Origin of the sequence: Streptomyces sp. NPDC006510 (assembly GCF_040611955.1) — a bacterium.
Lineage (GTDB): Bacteria > Actinomycetota > Actinomycetes > Streptomycetales > Streptomycetaceae > Streptomyces.
On the sequence record NZ_JBEXPH010000084.1, the window covers coordinates 1 to 20,466 of the forward strand.

The following is a 20,466-nucleotide window of genomic DNA, read 5'->3' on the forward strand; positions in this document are numbered from 1 at the left end:
CGGCACTGTCACGTTGACTGACCGGGTGGGATGATCTTCTGGTTGGTCGTGCTGGGAGGGGTCGTCCGTGGACAGCGCGCCGCCGTCGTACAAGGGGCACCGGTACCCGGTGGAGATCATCGCGCACTGCGTGTGGCTGTACTTCCGCTTCCCGCTGTCGTTCCGCGAGGTCGAGGAGCTGATGCGCGAGCGCGGCGTGATCGTGTCCCACGAGACGGTCCGCCGCTGGTGTACGAAGTTCGGGCAGGCCTACGCCAACGGCCTGCGCCGCCGGCGTGTGCAGCCGGGCGACAAGTGGCACCTGGACGAGGTCTTCCTCAGGATCAACGGAGAGCAGAAGTACCTGTGGCGGGCCGTCGACGCCGATGGCAACGTGCTCGACATTTTGGTCCAGAACCGGCGGGACACCGCTGCGGCCAGGCGGTTCTTCCGCAAACTGCTCAAGAAGACCTGCTCGGTGCCGAGGGTGGTCGTCACCGACAAGCTGCGCTCCTACGGCGCGGCCCACCGCGAGGTCATGCCCTCCGTAGAACACCGCGCCCACAAGGGCCTGAACAACCGGGCCGAGAACAGTCATCAGCCGACGAGGCAGCGCGAACGCGCGATGAAGGACTTCCGCAGTACCGGCGGGGCCCAGCGGTTCCTATCCGCGTTCAGCGGCATCTCACCGCACTTCCGACCACGCCGCCACCTGATGACCGCCACCGAATACCGCGCCGAGATGACCACCCGCTTCGCCATCTGGGACCAGGCCACCGGCGCCACCGACCAGCCCGCCGGAGCCTGAGCACCAGCCCGAACCCGGCCCCCACCACGCCCCGACGCACCGTCAGAGGCACACGCAGCCAACAACGTGACAGCGCCCGTACTTCCAGTCGATCCGCCCCCGCACCGCCTGGGCGGCCTGCCGGTCCGGCAGGCCCTCGACGAACTGCAACACCGAGACCAGCGCGAGCCGGCCCGGCGAGAAAGCAGGCTTGCCCCGCGTCGCGAACAAGTCGGCGAACTGCTCGTCCGTGAACAGCACACCCAGCTCGTCCCGGATCCTGATCGCCAGACTGCCTTTGGGAAAGGCCGCCCGCGCCACCCGCACCGTCTCCGCCGGAACCTCTCCGGGTTCCTCCGGCCGCATCGACACCCGACACCCTCCCCAGACAACAACATCGGCTTCCAGGACCACAACCGGATCCTGGAAGCCGACGTCATGCCGGGCCCGAATTAACCAACGGCATCGCTCCCCAGCATCCGGGCCCTCGTGCATGTCAGCCCGGGCGTCTTTCCGACGCCCTCCCCGGCGTCCCGCTCAGCGCGAGCTCACGAGGGACATGTGGTCGAGGTTGAAGTCTGGTACGCGGACTCGTCGAAGCTGATACGGAGTCGATGGCGGCCGGCTCCGAGATGCCCGGTGACACCGCTGGGCCGGTCGAAGAACGCGCTGTGACCGGCGGTATTGCCGACCTGGACGGGTGTGCCCGCCTCCTCGCCGTCGAAGCTCAGCCGGTAAGCAACGCCTCTGCGCACAGCGGCTGAACGGCCGCTGGCACCGGCCCGGCTCCCCGTGTCCGCGCCACCCGGGCCGAAAGCCCGCAGCCGTCGTCGCACGGGTACGAGGACGCCCGAACGGGTCCGGCCGGGGTCGGCCGGGGCCCGTTCGGGCGTTCATCATGTGGTCGGGCGTTCAGCGCCTGACCGGGTCAGGGCTTCGGCGGGTCACGGCTTCATCGTGAAGGCCTCGGCGGCCGGGGCCACCGCGGCCGGGCGGACCACCTTCAGGCCGCCGGGTGTCTTGGCGTCGGGCTTCATGATGACGCTCTGCCGGGTGGACGGCGCCGCCGGGTCCGAGAAGTCGTGCGACATCCCGAAGTCCGCCCCGTACCCCTTGATCGTGAGCAGCGCCTCGTCGACTCCCGCACGGGTGAGGTCCTTGGACTCGCACGCCTTCTTCAGCGCCTCGCCGTAGACGGACGCCGCCGTGTATCCGGCGACGACGCCGATGTCGAGCCCGTCCTTCGGGTACTGGGCGGCGTAGTCCTTGGCGAGCTTCGACGGGCCCGCACCCGCGTCGCCGATCGGCAGGGTGGAGGCGGCGACGTAGTAGTCCTTGAGCAGGGCCGGGCCCGCCTGGGTCTTCAACAGCTGGGGCGCGAAGGCCGAGTTGTTGCCGACGACCGGTACGTCGAACCCGGTGGCGGCCGCCACACCGACGAGCGAGGCCGCCTGGCGCGGGCCCGCACTCACGACGACCGCCTTCACACCGGCCTGCTTGAGCGCGGCGACCTGGGCGGTCATGTCGTTGTCGGTCGGCTTGATCTTCTGCTCGACCACGCTGAGGCCCAGTTCCTTCGCCGCGTGCTTCGAGCCGGCCAGGGCGTTCTCGCCGTAGTCGCCCTCGAAGTAGACATGACCGATCTTGTCGCCCTTGGCGATGCGCTTCTCGGTCAGCAGATAGTCGATCAGGTTGATCGTCTCGATGTCGTACGTGGCCCCGATGACCCGTACGTACTTCGAGCCGAGCAGACTGGCCGACCACGCCTGCGGAAGGACGAGTCCCTTGTCCTGGCCGTCGATGCGCTGCTCGACCGCGGCGACGAACGGGGAGCCGATGAACTGGGTGAAGCCCAGCACCTCCGGCTCCAGTTCGGTGTAGGCGGCGATGGCCTTCTGCGGGTCGTAGCCGTGGTCACGGACGGTCAGTTCGATCTTCCGGTCACAGATACCGCCCGCGGCGTTGGTCTGCTTCACCCACAGCTGCTGGGCCTGGGTGACGCTCTTGCCCAGTGAGGCGTACACCCCGGTCATGTCGGTCAGGACACCGAGGGAGATCTTCGAGGAGGTGACCCCCTCACCGGTCCTGACCCCGCTCTTGTCCTTCTCGTTGCCGTCCCCCTCGGTGGCTTTACCGCTGCATCCCACGAGGGTGACGGTAAGGGCCGCAACCGCGGCCGTGAGCACTCTCAGTTTCATTTCTTCTCTCCAGAATTTTTCAGACGCGCGATGCCGCCGGGCAGGAACAGGACCACCGCGACCACCGCGGCGCCGTACAGATAGCGGGACGCCTCACCCGGTGCGAGTCCGCCCGTACCGGGGGCGGAGACCAGCGGGAGGGAGTCGCTGTAGTGAGTGAGCATCTGCGGGAGCAGGGAGACGAAGGCCGCGCCGACGACCGCTCCCGCGACGCTGCCGAGCCCGCCGATGACGATCATGGCGAGATATTCGAGCGACAGGATCATGCCGAAGTACTCGGGCACGGTCCGCTGGAAGAGCAGGGCGAGCAGGACGCCCGCCAGGCCCGCGTACATCGAGGACAGGACGAAGACCCCGGCCCGGTAGCGGGCCACCGGTACGCCCATCACACCTGCGGCGATCCGGTGGTCCCGGATGGCGTTCATGGCCCGGCCGGGCCTGCCGCGCAGCACTCCGCGGGCGAACAGGCCGCTGACGAGCAGGGCGAGGAGGGCCACGTACCAGAGCTTCTCGGCGGACTGGAACGGCACGGCGGCGATGACGAGTTCGCTGTCGTCGAAGGTGAACCCGAACACCGAGAGCGGCGGAACGGCGCGGCCGTTGAAACCACCGGTGAGCGAGCCCGCGTTGAACAGCACATGCTGGCCGATGAAGATCAGCGCGAGGGTGGCGATACCGAGGTACGCGCCGCGCAGCCGGCCGGCGATAGGGCTGAAGACCCCGCCCGCGGCTCCCGCCAGCAGCACGGCGAGGATCGCCGCGAGCCAGGTCGGCAGACCGAGGCCGCTGAGTACGTGCCCGTTCTCGGTGCCGCTCTCCCCCGCCAGGATGCAGTAGCTGTACGCGCCCACGGCGAGGAAGAAGGCGTGGCCCATGGAGAGCTGGCCGGTCGCTCCGGTAAGGAGGTTGATGCCGATGGCCCCGATCGCGGCGGCCATCGCGAAGAGTCCGGCCTGGAGCCAGAAGCGGTCCAGGTAGAACGGGAAGGCCAGCAGCAGGACCGAACCGATGAGCAGGAGGTACGTACGGGGGCGGCGCAGCCGGTCGGTGAGGGTCTGTGTGGTCCTCGTGGTGGGCTCGGCCACGGGCGGAACGGCCCTCGCGGTGGGTTCGGTGGTGGCGTCAGACACGGGCGAGCTCCTTCGTACCGAAGAGTCCCGCGGGCCGGATGAGCAGCACGATCACCATCACCAGATAGGGCGCGAGATCGCCGATGCCCCGGCCGAGGAAGGACAGATCGCTCTGGTAGCCGGTGGCGAGCGACTCGGTGACGCCGACGATGAGTCCGCCGACGAGTGCCCCCGTCGTGGAGTCGAGGCCGCCGAGGATCGCGGCGGGGAACGCCTTGAGTGCGGCGAGCGAGGTGGCCCGTTCGAGGCCGGGGGTCGGGAACACGGTGAGGAAGAGCGCGGCGACGGCGGCGAGCGCTCCGGCGACCGCCCAGGCGGCGAGCGAGACCCGGCCGAGCTTGATCCCCATCAGGGCCGCGGTCTGCGGGTTCTCGGCGGCGGCGCGCATCGACACACCCCACGAGGTGTAGCGGAAGGCGAGCAGGAACACCGTGATGAGAAGCCCGGCCGCGACGAACGCGGTGATACGGGTCTGGGCGAGGGTGACACCGCCGACGGTGACGACCTCGTCGCCCCACGGGTCGCCGAGCGCCAGTACGTCCGTGCCCATGCGTCGGGTGAGTTCGGTGGTCAGCAGGATGTCGACGCCGATGGTGACGATGGCCAGGACGCTGTGGTCGCTGCCCCGGTAGCGGCGCATCACGAAGAACTCGATCGCGGCGCCGACGACCGCGGCACCCGCGATACCGACACCGAGCGCGGGCCAGAAGCCGATGTCGTCGTGGAGCACGGCGGTGACGTAGCCGCCCGCCAGCAGGAGGGAGGCATGGGCGAAGTTGACGACCTCGGTGGCCTTGAAGATGACGACGAAGCCGAGCGCGATCAGTGCGTAGACCGAACCGATCGACAGCCCGCCGAGGAGGAGTTCGATGAACGTGGTCATTCCGGTGCCCCCAAGTAGGCCTGGACGACGGCCGGGTCGTTCTGGACCTCGGCGGGTGTGCCGCCCGCGATCCTGCGTCCGAAGTCGAGTACGGTCACCGCGTCCGCGAGCCGCATCACCACGCCCATGTCGTGCTCCACCAGCACGATCGAGATGCCGAGGCTGTCGCGCACATTCGCCACGACGGCCGCGGTACGGCGCCGTTCGTCGGCGGTCATCCCGGCGATGGGTTCGTCCAGCAGCAGCACCTGTGGCTCCATGCACAGGGCGCGGCCGAATTCGACGAGCTTCTGCTGTCCGTACGGGAGGGCCCCGGCGGGGCGCTCCAACTCCTTTTCCAAGCCGATGAATTCGGCGATCTCACGGACCCGGTCCAGATGGCGCCGCTCCTCGCGGGCGGCGGACGGCAGCCGCAGGCCGGTGGCGAGGAACCCGGAGCGGGTGAGGCGGTGGCGGCCGAGCAGCAGGCTGTCGGCGACCGTGGCGTGCGGTGGCAGCGCCAGGTTCTGGAAGGTGCGTGCGACGCCGAGTCCGGCGATCTTGTGCGGCGGGAGGCCGGTCAGCTCGGTGGTGCCGAGGTGGACGCTGCCCGAGGTGGCGCGGTAGACGCCGGAAAGCACGTTGAAACAGGTGGACTTGCCCGCGCCGTTGGGGCCGATGACGGCGTGCACGCTGCCCGGCTCCACGGTGAACGAGACGCCGTCGAGGGCGGTGAGCCCGGCGAAGCGTACGGTCACGTCGCGGACGGCGAGCGCGGCGGGGGCGGGTGCCCCGGTGGTGGCCGGGGTGGCGGGCTGTGCGGTGTTCACATGGACCACCTGCTCAGGGTGCGCGCGGACCGGCCCGCCGGGTCGGCGTCCTCGGCGGCGGTCTCGTCGACGACGCCGAGATAGCGGCGGCGCACCTCGTCGGACGCGGCGAGTTCGTCGGCCGGTCCGGACAGGGCGACCTCGCCGACGTCCAGGACGTACGCGGTGGAGGCGAGCCGCAGGGCGATGGACGCGTTCTGCTCGACGAGCATGACAGAGGTGCCGGTCGCGTTGATCTCCTGAATGGTCTCGGCGATCCTGGCCGCCATCAGCGGGGCGAGGCCGAGGGACGGCTCGTCCAGCAGGAGCAGCCGGGGCCCGGCCATCAGTGCCCGCCCCATCGCCAGCATCTGCTGCTCGCCGCCGGAGAGCAGCCCGGCCCGCTGGTGCGCGCGCTGGGCGAGCACCGGGAACAGTTCGTGTACGCGGGCCAGCGCGGCGGTCACGTCCTTGCGCCCGCCGCGGGCCCCGAGTGCGCCCGCCCGCAGATTGTCGGCCACCGTCATCCGGGCGAACACCTGTCGCCCTTCCGGCACCTGGACCACTCCTGCGGCCACCACCTGGGCGGGCCGCAGCCCGTCCAGGGGCCGGCCGTCGAAGCGGATGGTGCCCGTGCCCGTCCCGCGGTGGAAGCCGAGGGTCCGCGATACGGCCCGCAGCAGCGTGGTCTTGCCGGCGCCGTTGCCACCGAGTACGGCGGTGATCGCGCCGGCCGGCACGTCGACGGAGACATCGCGCAGGGCCCGTACCGGGCCGTAGCCCACGGACAGTGCGCGGATCTCTAGCGTTGCCATGCGTCCTCCTCCTTCCGCCTTGTCGTGTCGTGTCGTGTTGTGTGTTGTGTCGTGCCGCGGTGACATGTCACGTGTGTCATGTGTGTCGCGTGTGCCGCGTGGGTGTGCAGTGCCATGTCACGTGTCGCATCGTGGGTGTACGTCGCGCGGTGCCATGTCACGTGTGGCACGTCGTGGATGTACGTCGTGTGGTGCCACAGACCAGCACCGGGCGGGCCGTGCGTCCACGGGCCGGGACCGACTCGATGCAGGTGACCAGCGAGGGAAGGGCGTGGTTGTGCACACGCACAGAGGGCGGTGACGCGGGCCCGCCCCCGCAGCCGCCGGTGGCATCCTCACCGGGCATGAGCGGCCGCAGAGCCCGCGGAACGGAGCAGAGGATGCAGCGGCGCAGTGACGAGCGGGTCCAGGCGCTGCTCGACGCGCTGCTGGAGGACCGATCGGCGCCCGGTCTCGCCCGGCGCGCGGCGGCGGCCCTGGGGCTGCCCGAGCGGGGGCGTTACGCGGTGGCGGTACTGGGCACCGGACGCGGTGGACCGGCCCGGCACGAGCCGGTGCGGTGGGCCGGGGACGCGGACGGCATGCGGTGGTGCTGGCGGACGCGGGCGGACTGCGAGATCGCCGTCGTCGCGCTGGGGGACGGGAGCCTCGCCGCGCCTGCCGCGCTGCTGACGGAGAGGTGCGCGGGTCCGGGCGGAATCAGCCCGGTGGTGGACGGTCTTGCCGAACTCGGCCTGGCCCGCAGGCTGGCCGGTTTCGCGCTGCTGACCTGCGCCCCGCGGACGCGGGAGATCGTCCGGCTGGACGAGCGGCTGTCGACCGCCCTGGTGGTGAGCCGGCCGGAGCTGTCGGCCAGGCGTTGTCACGTTGGTGTGGTGTTGATCGATTGAGGGCGCGTCAGGGTGTGTAGGGGTCGGGTGGGGGCATGGCTTACGCTGCGGCGGGCAGGGCGGTGGCGCCGGTGATCTCGTCCCAGATGGCGAAGCGGGTGGTCATCTCGGTGTGGTATTCGGTGGCGGTCATCAGGTGGCGGCGTGGTCGGAAGTGGGGCGAGATACCGCTGAACGCGGCCAGGAATCGCTGGGCTCCGCCGACGGAGCGGAAGCCCTTCATCGCGCGTTCGCGCTGCCGGGTGGGCTGGTGGGAGTTCTCCGCCCGGTTGTTCAGGCCCTTGTGGGCGCGGTGTTCTACGGAGGGCATGATCTCGCGGTGGGCCGCGCCGTAGGAGCGGAGCTTGTCGGTGACGACCACCCTCGGAACCGAGCAGGTCTTCTTGAGCAGTTTGCGGAAGAACCGCCTGGCCGCGGCCTTGTCCCTTCGGCCCTGGACCAAAATGTCGAGCACGTTGCCATCGGCGTCGACGGCCCGCCACAGGTACTTCTGCTCTCCGTTGATCCTGAGGAAGACCTCGTCCAGGTGCCACTTGTCGCCCGGCTGCACACGCCGGCGGCGCAGGCCGTTGGCGTAGTCCTGCCCGAACTTCGTACACCAGCGGCGGACCGTCTCGTGGGACACGAGCACGCCGCGCTCGAGCATCAGCTCCTCGACCTCGCGGAACGACAGCGGGAAACGGAAATACAGCCACACGCAGTGCGCGATGATCTCCACCGGGTACCGGTGCCCCTTGTACGACGGCGGCGCGCTGTCCACGGACGACCCCTCCCAGCATGACCAACCCGAAGATCATCCCACCCGGTCAGTCAACGTGACAGTGCCACCGGAGGTGCTCTGCGGAGTAGTACGCCTTGTCCGCACGGACCTTCACCGGCTTCCTCCGGCGCGGCCCGCGCCGGGAGCGGACAGCGGGTATGCCCAGGATCAACGGCTTGAACGCCTGGCTGTCGTGCACGTTCGCGCCGGACACCGCGACGGCCAGCGGCAGGCCCTGGGCCTCGGACAGCACATGGAGTTTGCTGCCCTTCTTCCCGCGATCGACCGGATTCGGCCCGGTCAGCGAGCCCCCCTTTTCGCCCGTACCGACGCGACATCGACGATCGCAGACGTCCAGTCCAGCTCGCCCCTGGCGCCAAGCTCGTCCAGCATCGCCCGGTGCAGCCGCCGCCAGAGCCCGGCCTCGGTCCACGCGGTGAAGCGACGGTGCGCGGTGGCTGGCGAGTCCTCGAACGACTCCGGCAGATACCGCCATGCGCACCCGCTCGTCAGCACGTACACCACGGCCGTGAATACCGCCCGCTCGTCCACCGGAGCAGTACCCCCACCCTGCGGACGGGACGTGAACCTCGGCAACAACGGAGCTGCCAGCTCCCACAGTTCGTCCGGCACCAGCCGACGCGACAGATCAACCCTCACGATGCAGCATCATGCCGCACGCCCAAGCGCCACGTGAGACATCCTCTTACGCCAGAGCCTATTCTAGATCGTCAAATGAGATCGGCTCGTAGGAGTGTGCGTACTCGGCAAAGAATTCTACCGCCGAGGCCGGGAGAGCGAGATTGATGTCGACCGAATACTCCAGAATCCGCTTCTTAGGGTAATAGCCCCAGAATTGGTAGTCGGGGGATCCGTTCTCCAGCATGCCGGGATACCGCTCGCGGCTGCCGAGGAGGTCGAGCAGCTCCGGCAGCGTTGCCGATTCGATGTCCGGGCCCAGGTCAGCTGGGAGAGCGACCCGGTCCACACCTTCTTCGACACGGGCTGGATCCCCTTGGCCGAGAGCGCGTAGTTCTTGTGGGCCAAGGGTGATCCAGGATGCCTGTGCGGTGAGCACGAGCCAGCTGTCTGTGGCGGTGTTCCGGTAGATGGCGCAGTCGGCGTCCTGGTGAAGCTGCTCGCTGTAGTAGAGGCCGGGCTGCTGCAGTGTGTGCTGGGTTCCTTCGACTTCCACGGTAAGGGGGCGGCCCCAGCCGGTAAGGATCCCAGCCAGCTCCTGCTGAAAGGGCTCGCGATGTTCCCACTGCTCAAGGCAGGAGAAGTGCAGCGAGCCGTGGAAGAACTCATACCTGCGGTCCCAGATGGCCCGAAGCAGCCAGTAGCTGTGAACGATGCCGGTCCATCCCGGGATTTGCAGCACGAACTCTCCGCAGATCCGACACGATGTGATGTCATCGTCCATGACGGGGAACACCTCTTTCACTCGATCTGAAGCTACCAGTCAGCCGATCCTCGGGACAGGAACGATGAATCCGTGGTCGTTCACCGGACCGCCCGACGGGAATTCCCCGGACGGCAGGTCGAGGATTCCGTCGCCGTCGAAGAAACGGAGGTTCCCGTCTCGGCTGACCACCACCTCGACGTGGTCGGAAACCTTGTTCTCAAGGTCTCGACTCATACTGTTTGCGATACCGCGCGCCCGCTCGATATCGTTGGGCGGCCCAGGCACGCGGTCCTCCGGGTGGGTGTGAGCGATGAAATCGTACCCCTGACCGCGCAGTTCCCGGGGAATCGCCGATGTGCGAGCGGTGCCGCGGAACAGGCGCAGCTCTCCGGATCGGTTCTGAATGATAGCGTGCTCGACCCCGCTGAACTGCTGGAGCTCCTTCAGGTGCGAGACGTTGGCCTCTCCGGCACGAATGCTGATGACGCCGTTCGATTTTAGCCGCCGGACCAAGCTTTTGGTCTTCGGGGACAGGTCCCGGTACGGGATCATCCCACCCGGCATACGGGCCGAGCCACGGATCGCGTCGCTCATGCTGCGGACGTCCACCGGCGGGATACCTTGGCCGGGCTGGCCGACAGGTTCCGGCGGTGGCTCTGCCGCGGCGGGCGGCGCCAGCGGGGGCGCAGGCGGCGGCACCGGCGGGGAAGCGCCACCGCCCAACGGCTGCGGGGGCGGCACCGGCGGAGCAACGCCAGCAACCATCGGCTGCAGCGGCGCCGGGATGCCCCTGGCCGATGGGCGTCCGCCGGCCCAGTAGTTGTACAGGGCCAAGCCAGTCCAGCCGAGGCCAGCGGCGCCGCCCAGACCAGCGGCGCCGATCCAGGGGGCCGAGGAGTGGCACCCTGGATCGGACAGGCCCTCGATGATCTCGGCGAGGTCGTCCCCGTCGTTGGCGCGCGGGTCCTGCTGCCGCTCTGCGTAGGTGAGCCCGTTGCAGGCCGCCTCGGCGGGGCCGGTGCCCAGCAGCAGCGACGCCGCGGTCCAGCAGGCCACGGCCGCGAGCTTCGTCAGCGCGGCGACGGCGCGGCGCCTCACGTGGACACCCCGGCGTTCGGCCCGGGGAACAGCGCCGCGCCTTCCGCCTTCAGCCGCAGCACGCGCTCACGCAGCTGAGCCACATTACGCTTGTCGTAGGGGTCGACATCGTCGCGCGAGGCGTGCCACAGGTGCATGCCGAGGTCGAACTGGGCGGCGTGCAGCCGGGCCAGGCGACAGTAGGCTTGCAACCCGCCGCGCCGCAGCGCGTCGACCTTGACCCGGAACCGACGTGCCGGGTTGAGCAGCGCCGGCAACTCGCCCCACGTGACCGCGCCGTGGCCGCGAGCTGCCTCAATGGACAGCTCGACCGCGAGCCCGGCGGTCTGATCGCGCAGCCCGCGCCGCAACAGCAGCAGATAAAGCACCAGCAACGGGCCCTGGAACAGGAGGATCGCGGCGGGGAACACCACCAGCACCCAGACCGCGTCGCTCGCATCGGGGAACCAGTCGCCTACCTCGTGCTGGAAGTAGCGGAGCAGCAAGTTGTTAGTCGCGTGGGTGCCGATGGCGGCCAGGAAGCCGCAGGCGATGACCGCCCGGCGCGCGCCGGGCGTCCGCAGCTGGCGGGCTAGGCCGAAGCCGGCACCGATGGCCGCGGTGAATGCCGTGTGCGCGGCCATGAGGCCCAGGGATTGCCGCAGCCAGTACTGGAGATTGGCGTAGACGCCGTCACCGTAGGTGATGTACAGGACACTCTCGACATAGTTGAAGCCGAGCCCGGCCATGGCCCCGATCACGACCCCGGAGACCACACCATCGAAGTGGCGACGGAACAGCAGGAACAGCACCGCGATGACCGCGCCCTTGCTCAACTCCTCGAACACTCCGGCGCCGAAGTAGACCGCAGTGTTCACGGTGTGTTCCAGCTGCTTGACGCCCGCCCCTGGCGCCCACAGGTAGTTGGGGAGATAGGACGTCAGCCAGGTGCCCATCGTGGCCCCGAAGCCTCCTCCCATGATCAGCCCTCCGCCGAAGGCCGCCAGGGGCAGCCACAGCGGCATCCTGCGGTACCGCTGCGCCTGGTGGATGACCAGAACGCCGAACACGGTGCTAGGCAGGCATCCCAGGAGGGCCAGGGTGCTGAGACGGGGCGATACGAAGATGTTGGTCATCGCCACCGCGATGGCCGCGAAGGGCAGCAGCAGCAACGCGCCGACAACTGTCTGGCAGCCCCGGGTGAACCGCCGCGAGCGGCCTGCGCCCGCCAGGGCGACCAGGCCCACTACGGCGGCGGCCGACCAGCAGGCCGGGAAGCCGTACACCATCAGTGCGCCGAACGGCCACGCCGGGACGTCCTCGTTGAGCACGCTGAACGCCCCGTCTCCCCGTAGCGGCATGTCGGGGCGGTTCAGGTCGATCAGCATCTGGATCCCCACGCACACATGCATCAGCACGAGGATGAGCAGTACAGCGCGGGCCCGAGTGGTCCGGGGCGGGGCCGCAGCAGGCACGGGGGGCGAGGCAGGCGGCGGCCACGGCGGCGGGCGGAAGGGTGGCGGCACGCTCGCGGGCACGGTCACGGGGCCTCCAGGGACTCACCGAAGAGATCGGTCGGCAGCGGCCACTCGTCCGTAGGGAAATTCGTGGGAAAGCCGGTCGGCAGCTCGGTCGGCACGGCGGTCATCCAGTCCGTCGGGAAGTCCGACGGCAGCTCCGTAGGGAAGTCCGTGGGAAAGCCGGTCGGCAGCTCGGTCGGCACGGCGGTCATCCAGTCCGTCGGGAAGTCCGACGGCAGCTCCGTAGGAAGGTCGGTCGGAACCCCTGACGGCCAAGCCGTCGGCACGGTCGTGTCAGGCCGACCGTTCAGGTCGGGCGTGGTGTCGATCACCAGCGCGAACAGCAGCGCGACGCATGTCGTCACGATCCCGACGAGAAGGCCGTAGATGGCGAAGAAGCGTACGTGCGGTCGCCGTTCGTACCCGGGCCGCTCGGGCAGCGAACTCGGCCGCTCGGCTCCGCCGGGCCAATCCTCCGGCTCCGGCAGCGGCTGCGTCTGCGACGGGAGGTAGGGAGGTGCCGACGGGCCTGGGTAGCCTCCGGCCGCGCGCGAACCGCCCTTCTCGCTGCTTGTGTGGGCCAAAGCACTACCTCCCCTCAAACGAACGCACAGCATAGCGATGAGATCTGGCGGTCTGAAGACCTCCGGCCGGAGCCAGGTGAGCGCCCGTCAGAATATGACGACCGCTGGCATGGTGTCGTCCATGTTGTCACCGGGCTGGTGAGGTCGGCCAGCAACGCATCCGCCAGTCGCTTGGCCCCACCCCGCGCTGATGAACCACCCCGAAAACCACTCCCCCATCATGGCCCGCCTGCTACACACCACCGCCGGCTCAGGACGTATGGCCCCCATGACACCGGCCCACACGGCCACCCATCACCGTGAAACACGGGCTCCTGTCACTACCCGCACCACCAAAAAAGGGGCCCTACCAGGCCCTCGACCATCAATGACACCAACCCGCATCAACAAGTGACACCCGACCCACACCTCACACGGCTCATTCAGGGCTGGCGGACGGACAGCCCGTGGAGTCGTGGCAGTTCAGCGGGTAATGGCATGTTCGACAAACTGGCCGCAGGAGCGGAATCCCAGGCGGTAATAGACGGGCTCGCCGTCGGCCGACGCCTGCAGGACCGCGATGCCGTGATCTCGCTCGCGGGCCGTGCGGAGGGCCGCGAGCGTGATGGCGCCGCCGTAGCCGCGCCGGCGGTGGGCGGCCAGGGTGGAGATGTTGTAGATGCCGGCGACTCCCGCGTGGTGGAACACCTCGGCGGAGCAGACCGGACGGTTCTCCACGTAGCCCACCAGGTACCGGGCCGGGCAGGTCGCGGCCAGTGCCTGCGAAGCGGCCTGGGCGAAGAAGCGTCTGACGGTTTCGGCGGGTGGATTCCAGTTCGCGGCGAGGACCGTGGCGTAGTCGGCGAGCTGTTCGGGCGTGGTCACTGCCCGGATGTCCAGTCCCGGGACGGCGGGAGGCGGCAAGGTGTCGTCCAGCTCCGCCCACATCGCCGTCTCGCGTTCGGACACCGGCAGACCGGCCGCCGTCAGGCGGGCAGTGAGGTCTGCCGGTGTCGAGGCAGGGCCCACCCACCAGGAGAAACTGCGGCCTGAGTCGATCAACGTCCCGACGGTCTCGGTGATGCGGGCCGTAGCGTTGGCGGCGGTGAAGCGGGCTGCGGCGACGATGTTGAACGTGTCGTCGTCCAGGCCGCTGTCCGCGACCAGGAGGTCGCCAGTCTCTGCGACGGTCGCACCGGACGTATTCCGGTGCAGATGACAGGCGTGTTCCGCCAGGTTCCGTTCCATCCTGTCCGTCAAATCGGCTTCGTCAGGGAAAGAATCATTCATAGCGATTGATCCCAGCACGACCAAGCGAAGACCGCATGCCATTTTAGGCAGTGCCATGCCGACGACCAGCACTTTCGATACACGCCCCCTTCAACGTCCGGTCGGTGGCGGGGAAAGTGGGCGAACTCCCAGTCGGTGCGGCGCGCGCGGCCCCGCCGACGCGCGAGAGGGACTGGCCGGCCGCCGATCCCCGAGGCGCTCCCGCCCGCCCCCGCCCCCCACCCTCTTCCTTTCGGCAGTCGGGCGGCAGGGGGTGCGCAGACTGTCGGATCGTGATCTCAGGCAAGCAATTCAGTTCATGCGAAGAGCGAGAAGTGCGATCCCTGCGGTGGCAGCGCGGTGTTGGTAGGCGCGGAGGCCGGGGGCGCCGGGGGGGGCTGGCTTGCGGGCGTTTCGGTGCCAGTGTCCGGTGAGGGCGGCGAGGAACGCGGTGGAGGCCAGGGGGTCTGTCGCGGTGGCGGGGTGTTCGTCCAGCAGGCGGGCGATGTCCTGCGGAGTGTGTCCGGCGAGGACGAGTTGGGGGGCGAGAGAGACGGCGTCGATGCAGGCGGGTCCGGTGGTGGCGTGGGCCCAGTCAACGAAGGTCACTCCGTGGTCGTGGTCGCGGACCATGTTGTCGGCGCGCAGGTCGCCGTGGACGATCCGGTCACCGTGCGCAAGGCCGGGCCAGGCGGCCTCAAGTTCGGCGAGTTCGGGCAACCGGTGCCGTACATCGGGTTCCAGGTCACCGGGCGGGTCGGTGAGCAGTTGGTTCCATCCGTGGAGGCCGGCGGCGCCGGATGGTGTGGTGGCGACCGCGGTGGTGTACGGCGGCGGGGCTGGGCTGGAGGTGAGCTTGTCCAGGAGGGCCCAGATCTGTCTGGGGTCGGATGAGTCCGGAGACAGGTCGGGTGCGGGCCGTCGAGGTGGGCAATGACGACGGCGGTCCAGCCGGCCGCGTGGTGGATGGCCACCAGGTCGGGGGCCGGGGCGCCCGGGGGCAGGGAGCCGAGGACGGCGCCTTCGTGGAGGTTGGCCGCGGTGAGGGGGTCGTCGGTGGGGGCAGCCTTGGCGAAGAACCGGCGCCCGTCGGCAAGGGTCAGGGCGGCGGCCATCTGGTGGCCGAAGCCGCCTGCTGGGGTGACGGCGTCCGTGACGGGGGCGCCGAAAGCGGCTTCGAGGCGGATCCGCAGTGGGGCGGGGACGTCGGTCCATCGCAGACGGCCGACGGGAGGAAGCACAGACATGGAGGCGACTCACAGGAGCAGTGGTGGGCAGGGCGCGGGGGTGAGCGCCGGCCCGGACCGGGTGAGGCGGTGCCTCAGTGGTCCAGACCGGCGCTTGGCGCCTGTCGCCGCATCACACGCATGCCTTGAGTCCCTCGGTGCGGAAGTCGAAAAAGCACCCGTTTTGGGTGCCCCTCCACTGTAGCGGGGCGGGTGAGTCAGTTCGCGGGGATTGGGGTCAGGTGGTGCAGGAGGGATGGGCCGATGCGGGTGGGATCGGGCAGGAGGTGATGGGCTCCGGCTGCGTGGAGTGCGGCGGGCGGGTGCCAGCCCCAGGCGGCGCCCAGCGCGAGGACGCCGGCGGCGCGCGCGGCGGTCATGTCACTGGGACTGTCCCCGACGAATACTGCCTCCTCGGGCAGGACGTCGACCCGGGCCAGGGCTGCGTGCAACCCGTCGGGGGCCGGTTTCGCCGGGGCGTCCTGTCGGGTGATCACCACGTCCAGCAGGTCCGTGAGGGCGGGTGGCAGGAACCAGGCCAGACGGTCGCGGTCCTGGAGAGTGACGACCCCGAGGGCGACGTTGACGGCTCGCAGTGCGCGGGCCCGGTTCTCCACGCGGCCGGGGCGCGTGGAGCGGGGCCAGGCGACTTCAGCCGGTGCTGGCCATCACGTGCTTGACACGGGTGTAGGCGTCGAGCGCGTACGTCGACAGGTCCTTGCCGTAGCCGGACTGCTTGAAACCACCGTGCGGCATCTCGGTAGCGTACACGCCGTGGCAGTTGAGCCAGACCGTACCCGCGTCGATGCGGCCAGCCAGGCGTGCGGCGGCAGCCCCGTCCCTCGTCCACACCGAGGCCGCCAGGCCGTAGGGGACGTCGTTGGCGAGCCGGACGGCGTCCTCCTCGTCCGTGAAGGACTGCACGGTGAGCACCGGGCCGAATACCTCCTCCTGCACGATCGCGTCGTCCTGACGCACCCCGGCGACCACAGTGGGCCGGAAGAAGAAGCCCGGCCCCTCCCCCGGACCGCCGCCCGCGACGACCGTGGCGTGCGCGGGCAGGCCGGTCAGGTAGGCGTTCACGCGGTCGAGGTGGGCGCGGCTGTTGAGCGGGCCGACCTCGGTCTTGGCCGCACGGTCGGCGAGCAGCAGGACCATCCGGTCGTACGCCTCCTCGGCGACGAGTACCCGGCAGGCCGCAGTGCAGTCCTGGCCGGCGTTGTAGAACGCGGCCTCGGCGATGTCGTCGGCCGCCCGCGCCAGGTCGGCGTCGGCAAATATGACGGCGGGCGCGTCACCGCCCAGTTCCAGATGGAGCCGCTTGACACCGGCGGCGGCCGTGACCTCCAGGCCGGCCCTGGTGCTGCCGGTGAGCGAGACCAGGGCGGGTACGGGGTGGGCGACCAGCGCCCGGCCGGTGTCGCGGTCTCCGCACACTACGGTAACGACGCCCGGCGGCAACACCTGCGCGCAGATCTCGCCGAGGATACGGGCCGTCATCGGGGTCGTCTCGGCGGGTTTGAGGACGACGGTGTTCCCCGTCGCCAGCGCCGGGGCGAGCTTGTCCACCGCCGAGCCCAGCGGGTGGTTCCACGGTGCGATCAGCGCGCAGACGCCCACCGGTTCGCGGAGCACCGACGAACCGTACCCGCCGACGTACTCCCCCGCCACAGGCCCGTGGGCTCCGCGCGCGGCACCGGCCATGAACCGGAAGGTGTCGATCGCGGTCGGAATCTCGTCCTCGAACACCTCGGTGAAGTCCTTGCCGGTGTTGCGGCACTCGGCCTCGGCCAGGTCCACCGCCCGCGCGCCGATCGCGTCGGCGAGGGCGAGCAGGACGTCCTGCCGGCGGGCCGCGGTGACGCGCCGCCAGCCGTCGAAGGCCTCGGCGGCGGTGCGGACGGCGGCGTCCACATCCTCGGCGGTGGCGACGGACACGCGGTCGTAGACCTCGCCTGTGCGCGGGTCGGTGATGTCGGTGAAGGACCGGGTGGTGCCGGTGTGGGTCACAGCGTCTCCTGGAGGAAGGCGGCGATCCGCTCGCCGACGACGGTGGTCGGCAGGGCGGGGGTCGCACGGGGGACATCGGGGAAGATCGAGGCGTCCGCGAGGTACAGGCCGTCGAGGCCGTGCACCTTGCCGGTGTGGTCGACGACCGCGCCCGGGTCGCCGTCCGGGCCCATCCGGCAGCTGCCGGCAGGGTGCCAGTAGTGCTGATGGTGGGCCTTGATCCAGGCGGGCAGGTCCTCGTCGGGGGTGAGCAGCTGCGTGCCCAGGTAGTGGGAGAGTTCCAGCTGCCGGACCCAGGTCACGCCGTGGACGAGCGCCGCAAGGTCGTCGGGGTGGCTCAGGTACGCGTGGTCGACGGCGGCGAGCGCGTCCGGGTCGGCCGAGCGTAGTCGCACGGTGCCTCGGGAGCGGGGGTTCAGCAGGCCGACCGGGAGGAAGCAGCGCCAGCCGTGGGGGAGCGTGGCATCGCGTTCGACCCACGGGTAGACGTGCAGGTCGTAGGGTGCGGCGGCGCCGGCGTACGGCGAGCGGAGTTTGGCGATCGCCTGCTCGTCCGGCAGCAGCCTGGTGCGGGAGAACTCGTTCAGATCGGCGGCTAGTTGCTCGGTGGCGGCGAACTCCAAATGGACCGACGGGTGGTCGTGCAGGTTCTCGCCGACACCGGGCAGGTGGTGACTCAGGGACACGCCGACCTCGGCCAGGTGCTCGGCCGGACCGATCCCGGAGCGCAGCATCACCTCGGGACTGCCGTACGCACCGGCGCTCACCACCACCAGGCTGGCGTCGATCCGGTGCCGTGCGCCGTCCTCGGTGCGGACCTCCACCCCGACGGCCCGGCCGTGGTCGAGGATGACTCGGTCGGCCTTGACACCGCCGATGACGGTGAGGTTGCCGTTGTCGCGGACGGGGTCAAGGTAACCGAAGGCGGTGTTGAAGCGCACGCCGCCGGGGGTGATGTTCACCGGGGCGCAGCCGATGCCGAGTCCGCCGTCGAGTTGGTCGAAGTCGTGGCGTACGGGGAGGCCGAGCGCGGCGCCAGCGGCGATGAAATCCCGTTGGAACGGCTGGACCTCGTCCTCGCGGTAGGTCCGGAAGCGGAGCTTCTTGGCCGCCTGGTCGAACAGCGGGGAGAGGGAGGCGGAGTCCCATCCGGTCAGGCCTGCAGCGGCCCAGGCGTCGTAGTCGCCTGCCCAGCCGGCGCTCTGTGTACAGCCGTTGTGGGTGGAGCAGCCGCCGATCACCCGGCAGCGCTCGAAGGTGAGGCCGGCGCCCTGGTAGCCCCAGTCGTGGGAGGCGGGGAGGGTGGTGGCGTCCAGCAGGTCGGCAGGCCAGGCCGCGTAGTCGGGACCGTAGTCGGGTCCGGCTTCCAGGAGCAGGACCTGGTGGCGCTCGGCGAGACGTCCGGCGACGACGCAGCCGGCCGTGCCGCCTCCCAGCACGACGATCTCGGCATGGTCCGGCAGCCCGGCGGTGCGGGCGGCCGTGGTCCGGGCGGGTTCAAGACGGGGCATCGGCGGTGACTCCTCGGTCGGAGGGTGCGGGTGCGGGGGCAGTGATGGAAGAGGCTGGGAGTTCGCGGCGGTGGCGGGTGCCGAGGGCGTAGAAGACGCAGCCGAGGGTGAGGATCAGGGCGACCGGGACGAGTTGAGTGGCCGTGTAGGCGGCGCGCCGCCCCTCGAAGCCGGCGGGCAGATAGGCGGCAGGGTCGCCCGCTGTCCCGAACCAACCGACGCCCAGGCCGGGCCAGATCAGCGCGAGCACGGTGAAGCCCATGGTGCCGACGGTCAGAACTGTCGCCGTCCATGCGCCGAGGCTGCCGAACGGCACCCGGTAGGGCCGCTCGACGTGAGGGAACTTGCGGCGCAGCGCGATGAAGGAGGAGAAGGTGAGCAGGTAGGAGATGGCGGTAGCGGAGATCGCCAGGCTGATCCCGGCGGTGAAGTACGCCTGGCCGTCGCCGGCGCTGAGGCTGAGCGAGACGACCATCACCAGGGCGGCGATGGCGGTGGAGACCAGGTTGACCCGGGTCGGAGTGCCGCGCCGGGCGTCGATCTCACCCAGCCAGCGCGGCCCGGCACCGTCGGCGCAGGCCACCGCCTGCGCCCGGCTGAGACCCATCGCCCAGGCCGTCCCGCTGGTGAGCAGGCCGACGATCAGGCCCGCTGCCGCGACCTTGGCGAGCAAGGCGCCGGCGCCGGTCAGCACGATCGTGCCGTCCTCGGCGATGTGCCCGCCGTAGACTGTGAAGACCGCACGGCAGGCGTCGATGAAACCGGTCAGCGAACCGAGTTGGTCGCGCGGCAGGACGAGCAGGGTGCCGAGGATCGGCACCCCGTACAGCACCGCGGAGCCCAGGCCGCCGCGGAGCAGCGCGGCGGGAACATCCCGTCGGGGGTCGGCCATCTCCCCCGCTGCGGTACTGGGGATCTCGAAGCCCATGTAGTTGAAGACGATGACCGGCGTGAGGGCGACCAGTCCGAGGTACGTGGGGGCGTAGTCGCCGAGCGAGAGCGGCTGGAGGCCGTTACGCAGGGCGTATACGACCAGCGACACGACGAAGAAGCCGAGCAGGGCCACCCGGGCAAGGGCGCCTACGATCGGCACCCAGCGGCCGATCACCACCGAGGAGTGGACGGCGAGCCCGGCCGCTCCGATGAAGACCGCGCCGGCAAGGTACTTCCAGGCGCCGGGCAGGGGGTGGAAGAAGGCCTCGAATGTCGTGATCGCCACCACACAGAGGGAACCGCCGAGCCAGATCGGGTTGTTGATCCAGTAGAAGACCTGGTTGATGCCGGCGGCGAAGCGGCCGAAGGCCAGTTTGGTCCATACGTAGGGCCCGCCCTCGGCGGGGAAGGCGGAGCCGAGTTCGGCGATCACCAGGCCGTACGGCAGGAAGAAGAGAAGGCCGAGTACGGCCATCCAGGTCAGGCCCTCGGGGCCGTTCGCGGCGACTGAGCCGAGCGTGTCGAGGCCCACGATCGCGCACAGCAGCATGGCCAGCACATCGAGGCGCCGCAGCCCGTGAGCGGGCGCGGTGGAGTCGACCGATGTCATATCGGTTCCTTGGGGTGGGGATGAGGGTGTCCATGAGGAGGGGGCGTGGATGCCAACAGTGGTGTGGGACCGATGGGGTCGGGATGGCGCCCAGGGGGCGTGCCCGCCATGA

General features: G+C 69.9%; 20 protein-coding genes and 1 pseudogene. 2 read left to right on the forward strand and 19 right to left on the reverse strand.

What is annotated here, in order from left to right; genetic code table 11:
• The first annotated feature begins 67 nt into the window (after positions 1-67).
• A complete protein-coding gene (locus ABZY11_RS23975; protein WP_356481120.1) occupies positions 68-787 on the forward strand; it encodes an IS6 family transposase in 720 nt (239 codons plus the stop codon).
• A 78-nt stretch (positions 788-865) separates the two neighbouring features.
• Here ABZY11_RS23975 and ABZY11_RS23980 read toward each other — a convergent pair.
• The 6 genes and pseudogenes from ABZY11_RS23980 to ABZY11_RS24005 all read right to left on the reverse strand — a co-directional run.
• Positions 866-1,138, reverse strand: a pseudogene (locus tag ABZY11_RS23980) (transposase); the annotation flags it as partial.
• A gap of 572 nt (positions 1,139-1,710) precedes the next feature.
• The gene (locus ABZY11_RS23985; protein WP_356481121.1) at positions 1,711-2,964 is read right to left on the reverse strand and encodes an ABC transporter substrate-binding protein; all 1,254 of its coding nucleotides are present in this window, start codon (positions 2,962-2,964) and stop codon (positions 1,711-1,713) included.
• The gene (locus tag ABZY11_RS23990; protein WP_356481153.1) at positions 2,961-4,049 is read right to left on the reverse strand and encodes a branched-chain amino acid ABC transporter permease; all 1,089 of its coding nucleotides are present in this window, start codon (positions 4,047-4,049) and stop codon (positions 2,961-2,963) included. Before ABZY11_RS23990 ends, ABZY11_RS23985 begins: the two co-directional genes overlap by 4 nt.
• Before the next feature lie 37 nt (positions 4,050-4,086).
• On the reverse strand, positions 4,087-4,977 hold the full coding sequence (locus tag ABZY11_RS23995; protein ID WP_356481122.1) for a branched-chain amino acid ABC transporter permease: 891 nt from the start codon (positions 4,975-4,977) through the stop codon (positions 4,087-4,089).
• Positions 4,974-5,786: an ABC transporter ATP-binding protein gene (locus ABZY11_RS24000; protein WP_356481123.1), complete on the reverse strand. Its 813-nt coding sequence runs from the start codon at positions 5,784-5,786 to the stop codon at positions 4,974-4,976. Before ABZY11_RS24000 ends, ABZY11_RS23995 begins: the two co-directional genes overlap by 4 nt.
• The gene (locus tag ABZY11_RS24005; protein WP_356481124.1) at positions 5,783-6,580 is read right to left on the reverse strand and encodes an ABC transporter ATP-binding protein; all 798 of its coding nucleotides are present in this window, start codon (positions 6,578-6,580) and stop codon (positions 5,783-5,785) included. Before ABZY11_RS24005 ends, ABZY11_RS24000 begins: the two co-directional genes overlap by 4 nt.
• Before the next feature lie 380 nt (positions 6,581-6,960).
• On the opposite strand from ABZY11_RS24005, the gene ABZY11_RS24010 reads away from it, so the two are divergent.
• On the forward strand, positions 6,961-7,470 hold the full coding sequence (locus ABZY11_RS24010) for a hypothetical protein (RefSeq protein ID WP_356481125.1): 510 nt from the start codon (positions 6,961-6,963) through the stop codon (positions 7,468-7,470).
• A gap of 40 nt (positions 7,471-7,510) precedes the next feature.
• Here the strand turns inward: ABZY11_RS24010 and ABZY11_RS24015 are convergent, their stop codons facing one another.
• From ABZY11_RS24015 to ABZY11_RS24075, 13 genes are all read right to left on the reverse strand, one after another.
• Positions 7,511-8,230, reverse strand: a complete 720-nt coding sequence (locus ABZY11_RS24015) for an IS6 family transposase (RefSeq protein WP_356481126.1) — start codon at positions 8,228-8,230, stop codon at positions 7,511-7,513.
• A 46-nt stretch (positions 8,231-8,276) separates the two neighbouring features.
• On the reverse strand, positions 8,277-8,645 hold the full coding sequence (locus ABZY11_RS24020) for a transposase (RefSeq protein ID WP_356481154.1): 369 nt from the start codon (positions 8,643-8,645) through the stop codon (positions 8,277-8,279).
• Complete coding sequence (locus ABZY11_RS24025) at positions 8,531-8,890, reverse strand: transposase (protein ID WP_356481127.1); 360 nt, start codon at positions 8,888-8,890, stop codon at positions 8,531-8,533. Before ABZY11_RS24025 ends, ABZY11_RS24020 begins: the two co-directional genes overlap by 115 nt.
• 58 nt (positions 8,891-8,948) lie before the next feature.
• Positions 8,949-9,653: a hypothetical protein gene (locus tag ABZY11_RS24030; RefSeq protein WP_356481128.1), complete on the reverse strand. Its 705-nt coding sequence runs from the start codon at positions 9,651-9,653 to the stop codon at positions 8,949-8,951.
• A gap of 39 nt (positions 9,654-9,692) precedes the next feature.
• Positions 9,693-10,733, reverse strand: a complete 1,041-nt coding sequence (locus ABZY11_RS24035) for a hypothetical protein (RefSeq protein WP_356481129.1) — start codon at positions 10,731-10,733, stop codon at positions 9,693-9,695.
• Entirely contained in the window at positions 10,730-12,100 is a 1,371-nt protein-coding gene (locus tag ABZY11_RS24040) for a PrsW family intramembrane metalloprotease (RefSeq protein WP_356481130.1), read from the reverse strand. The genes ABZY11_RS24035 and ABZY11_RS24040 overlap by 4 nt, the downstream gene beginning before the upstream one ends.
• Positions 12,101-12,252: 152 nt before the next feature.
• Entirely contained in the window at positions 12,253-12,816 is a 564-nt protein-coding gene (locus ABZY11_RS24045) for a hypothetical protein (RefSeq protein WP_356481131.1), read from the reverse strand.
• A 462-nt stretch (positions 12,817-13,278) separates the two neighbouring features.
• Positions 13,279-14,043, reverse strand: coding sequence for a GNAT family N-acetyltransferase (locus ABZY11_RS24050; RefSeq protein WP_356481155.1), 765 nt, complete (start codon positions 14,041-14,043; stop codon positions 13,279-13,281).
• 333 nt (positions 14,044-14,376) lie between these two features.
• On the reverse strand, positions 14,377-15,279 hold the full coding sequence (locus ABZY11_RS24055; RefSeq protein WP_356481132.1) for a phosphotransferase: 903 nt from the start codon (positions 15,277-15,279) through the stop codon (positions 14,377-14,379).
• Between the two features lie 229 nt (positions 15,280-15,508).
• Entirely contained in the window at positions 15,509-15,907 is a 399-nt protein-coding gene (locus tag ABZY11_RS24060; RefSeq protein WP_356481133.1) for an HAD-IA family hydrolase, read from the reverse strand.
• Positions 15,908-15,941: 34 nt separating this feature from the next.
• Complete coding sequence (locus tag ABZY11_RS24065) at positions 15,942-17,300, reverse strand: aldehyde dehydrogenase family protein (RefSeq protein ID WP_356481134.1); 1,359 nt, start codon at positions 17,298-17,300, stop codon at positions 15,942-15,944.
• Entirely contained in the window at positions 17,297-18,811 is a 1,515-nt protein-coding gene (locus ABZY11_RS24070; protein WP_356481135.1) for a GMC family oxidoreductase N-terminal domain-containing protein, read from the reverse strand. The genes ABZY11_RS24065 and ABZY11_RS24070 overlap by 4 nt, the downstream gene beginning before the upstream one ends.
• On the reverse strand, positions 18,798-20,354 hold the full coding sequence (locus ABZY11_RS24075) for an APC family permease (protein WP_356481136.1): 1,557 nt from the start codon (positions 20,352-20,354) through the stop codon (positions 18,798-18,800). Before ABZY11_RS24075 ends, ABZY11_RS24070 begins: the two co-directional genes overlap by 14 nt.
• Positions 20,355-20,466 lie beyond the last annotated feature (112 nt).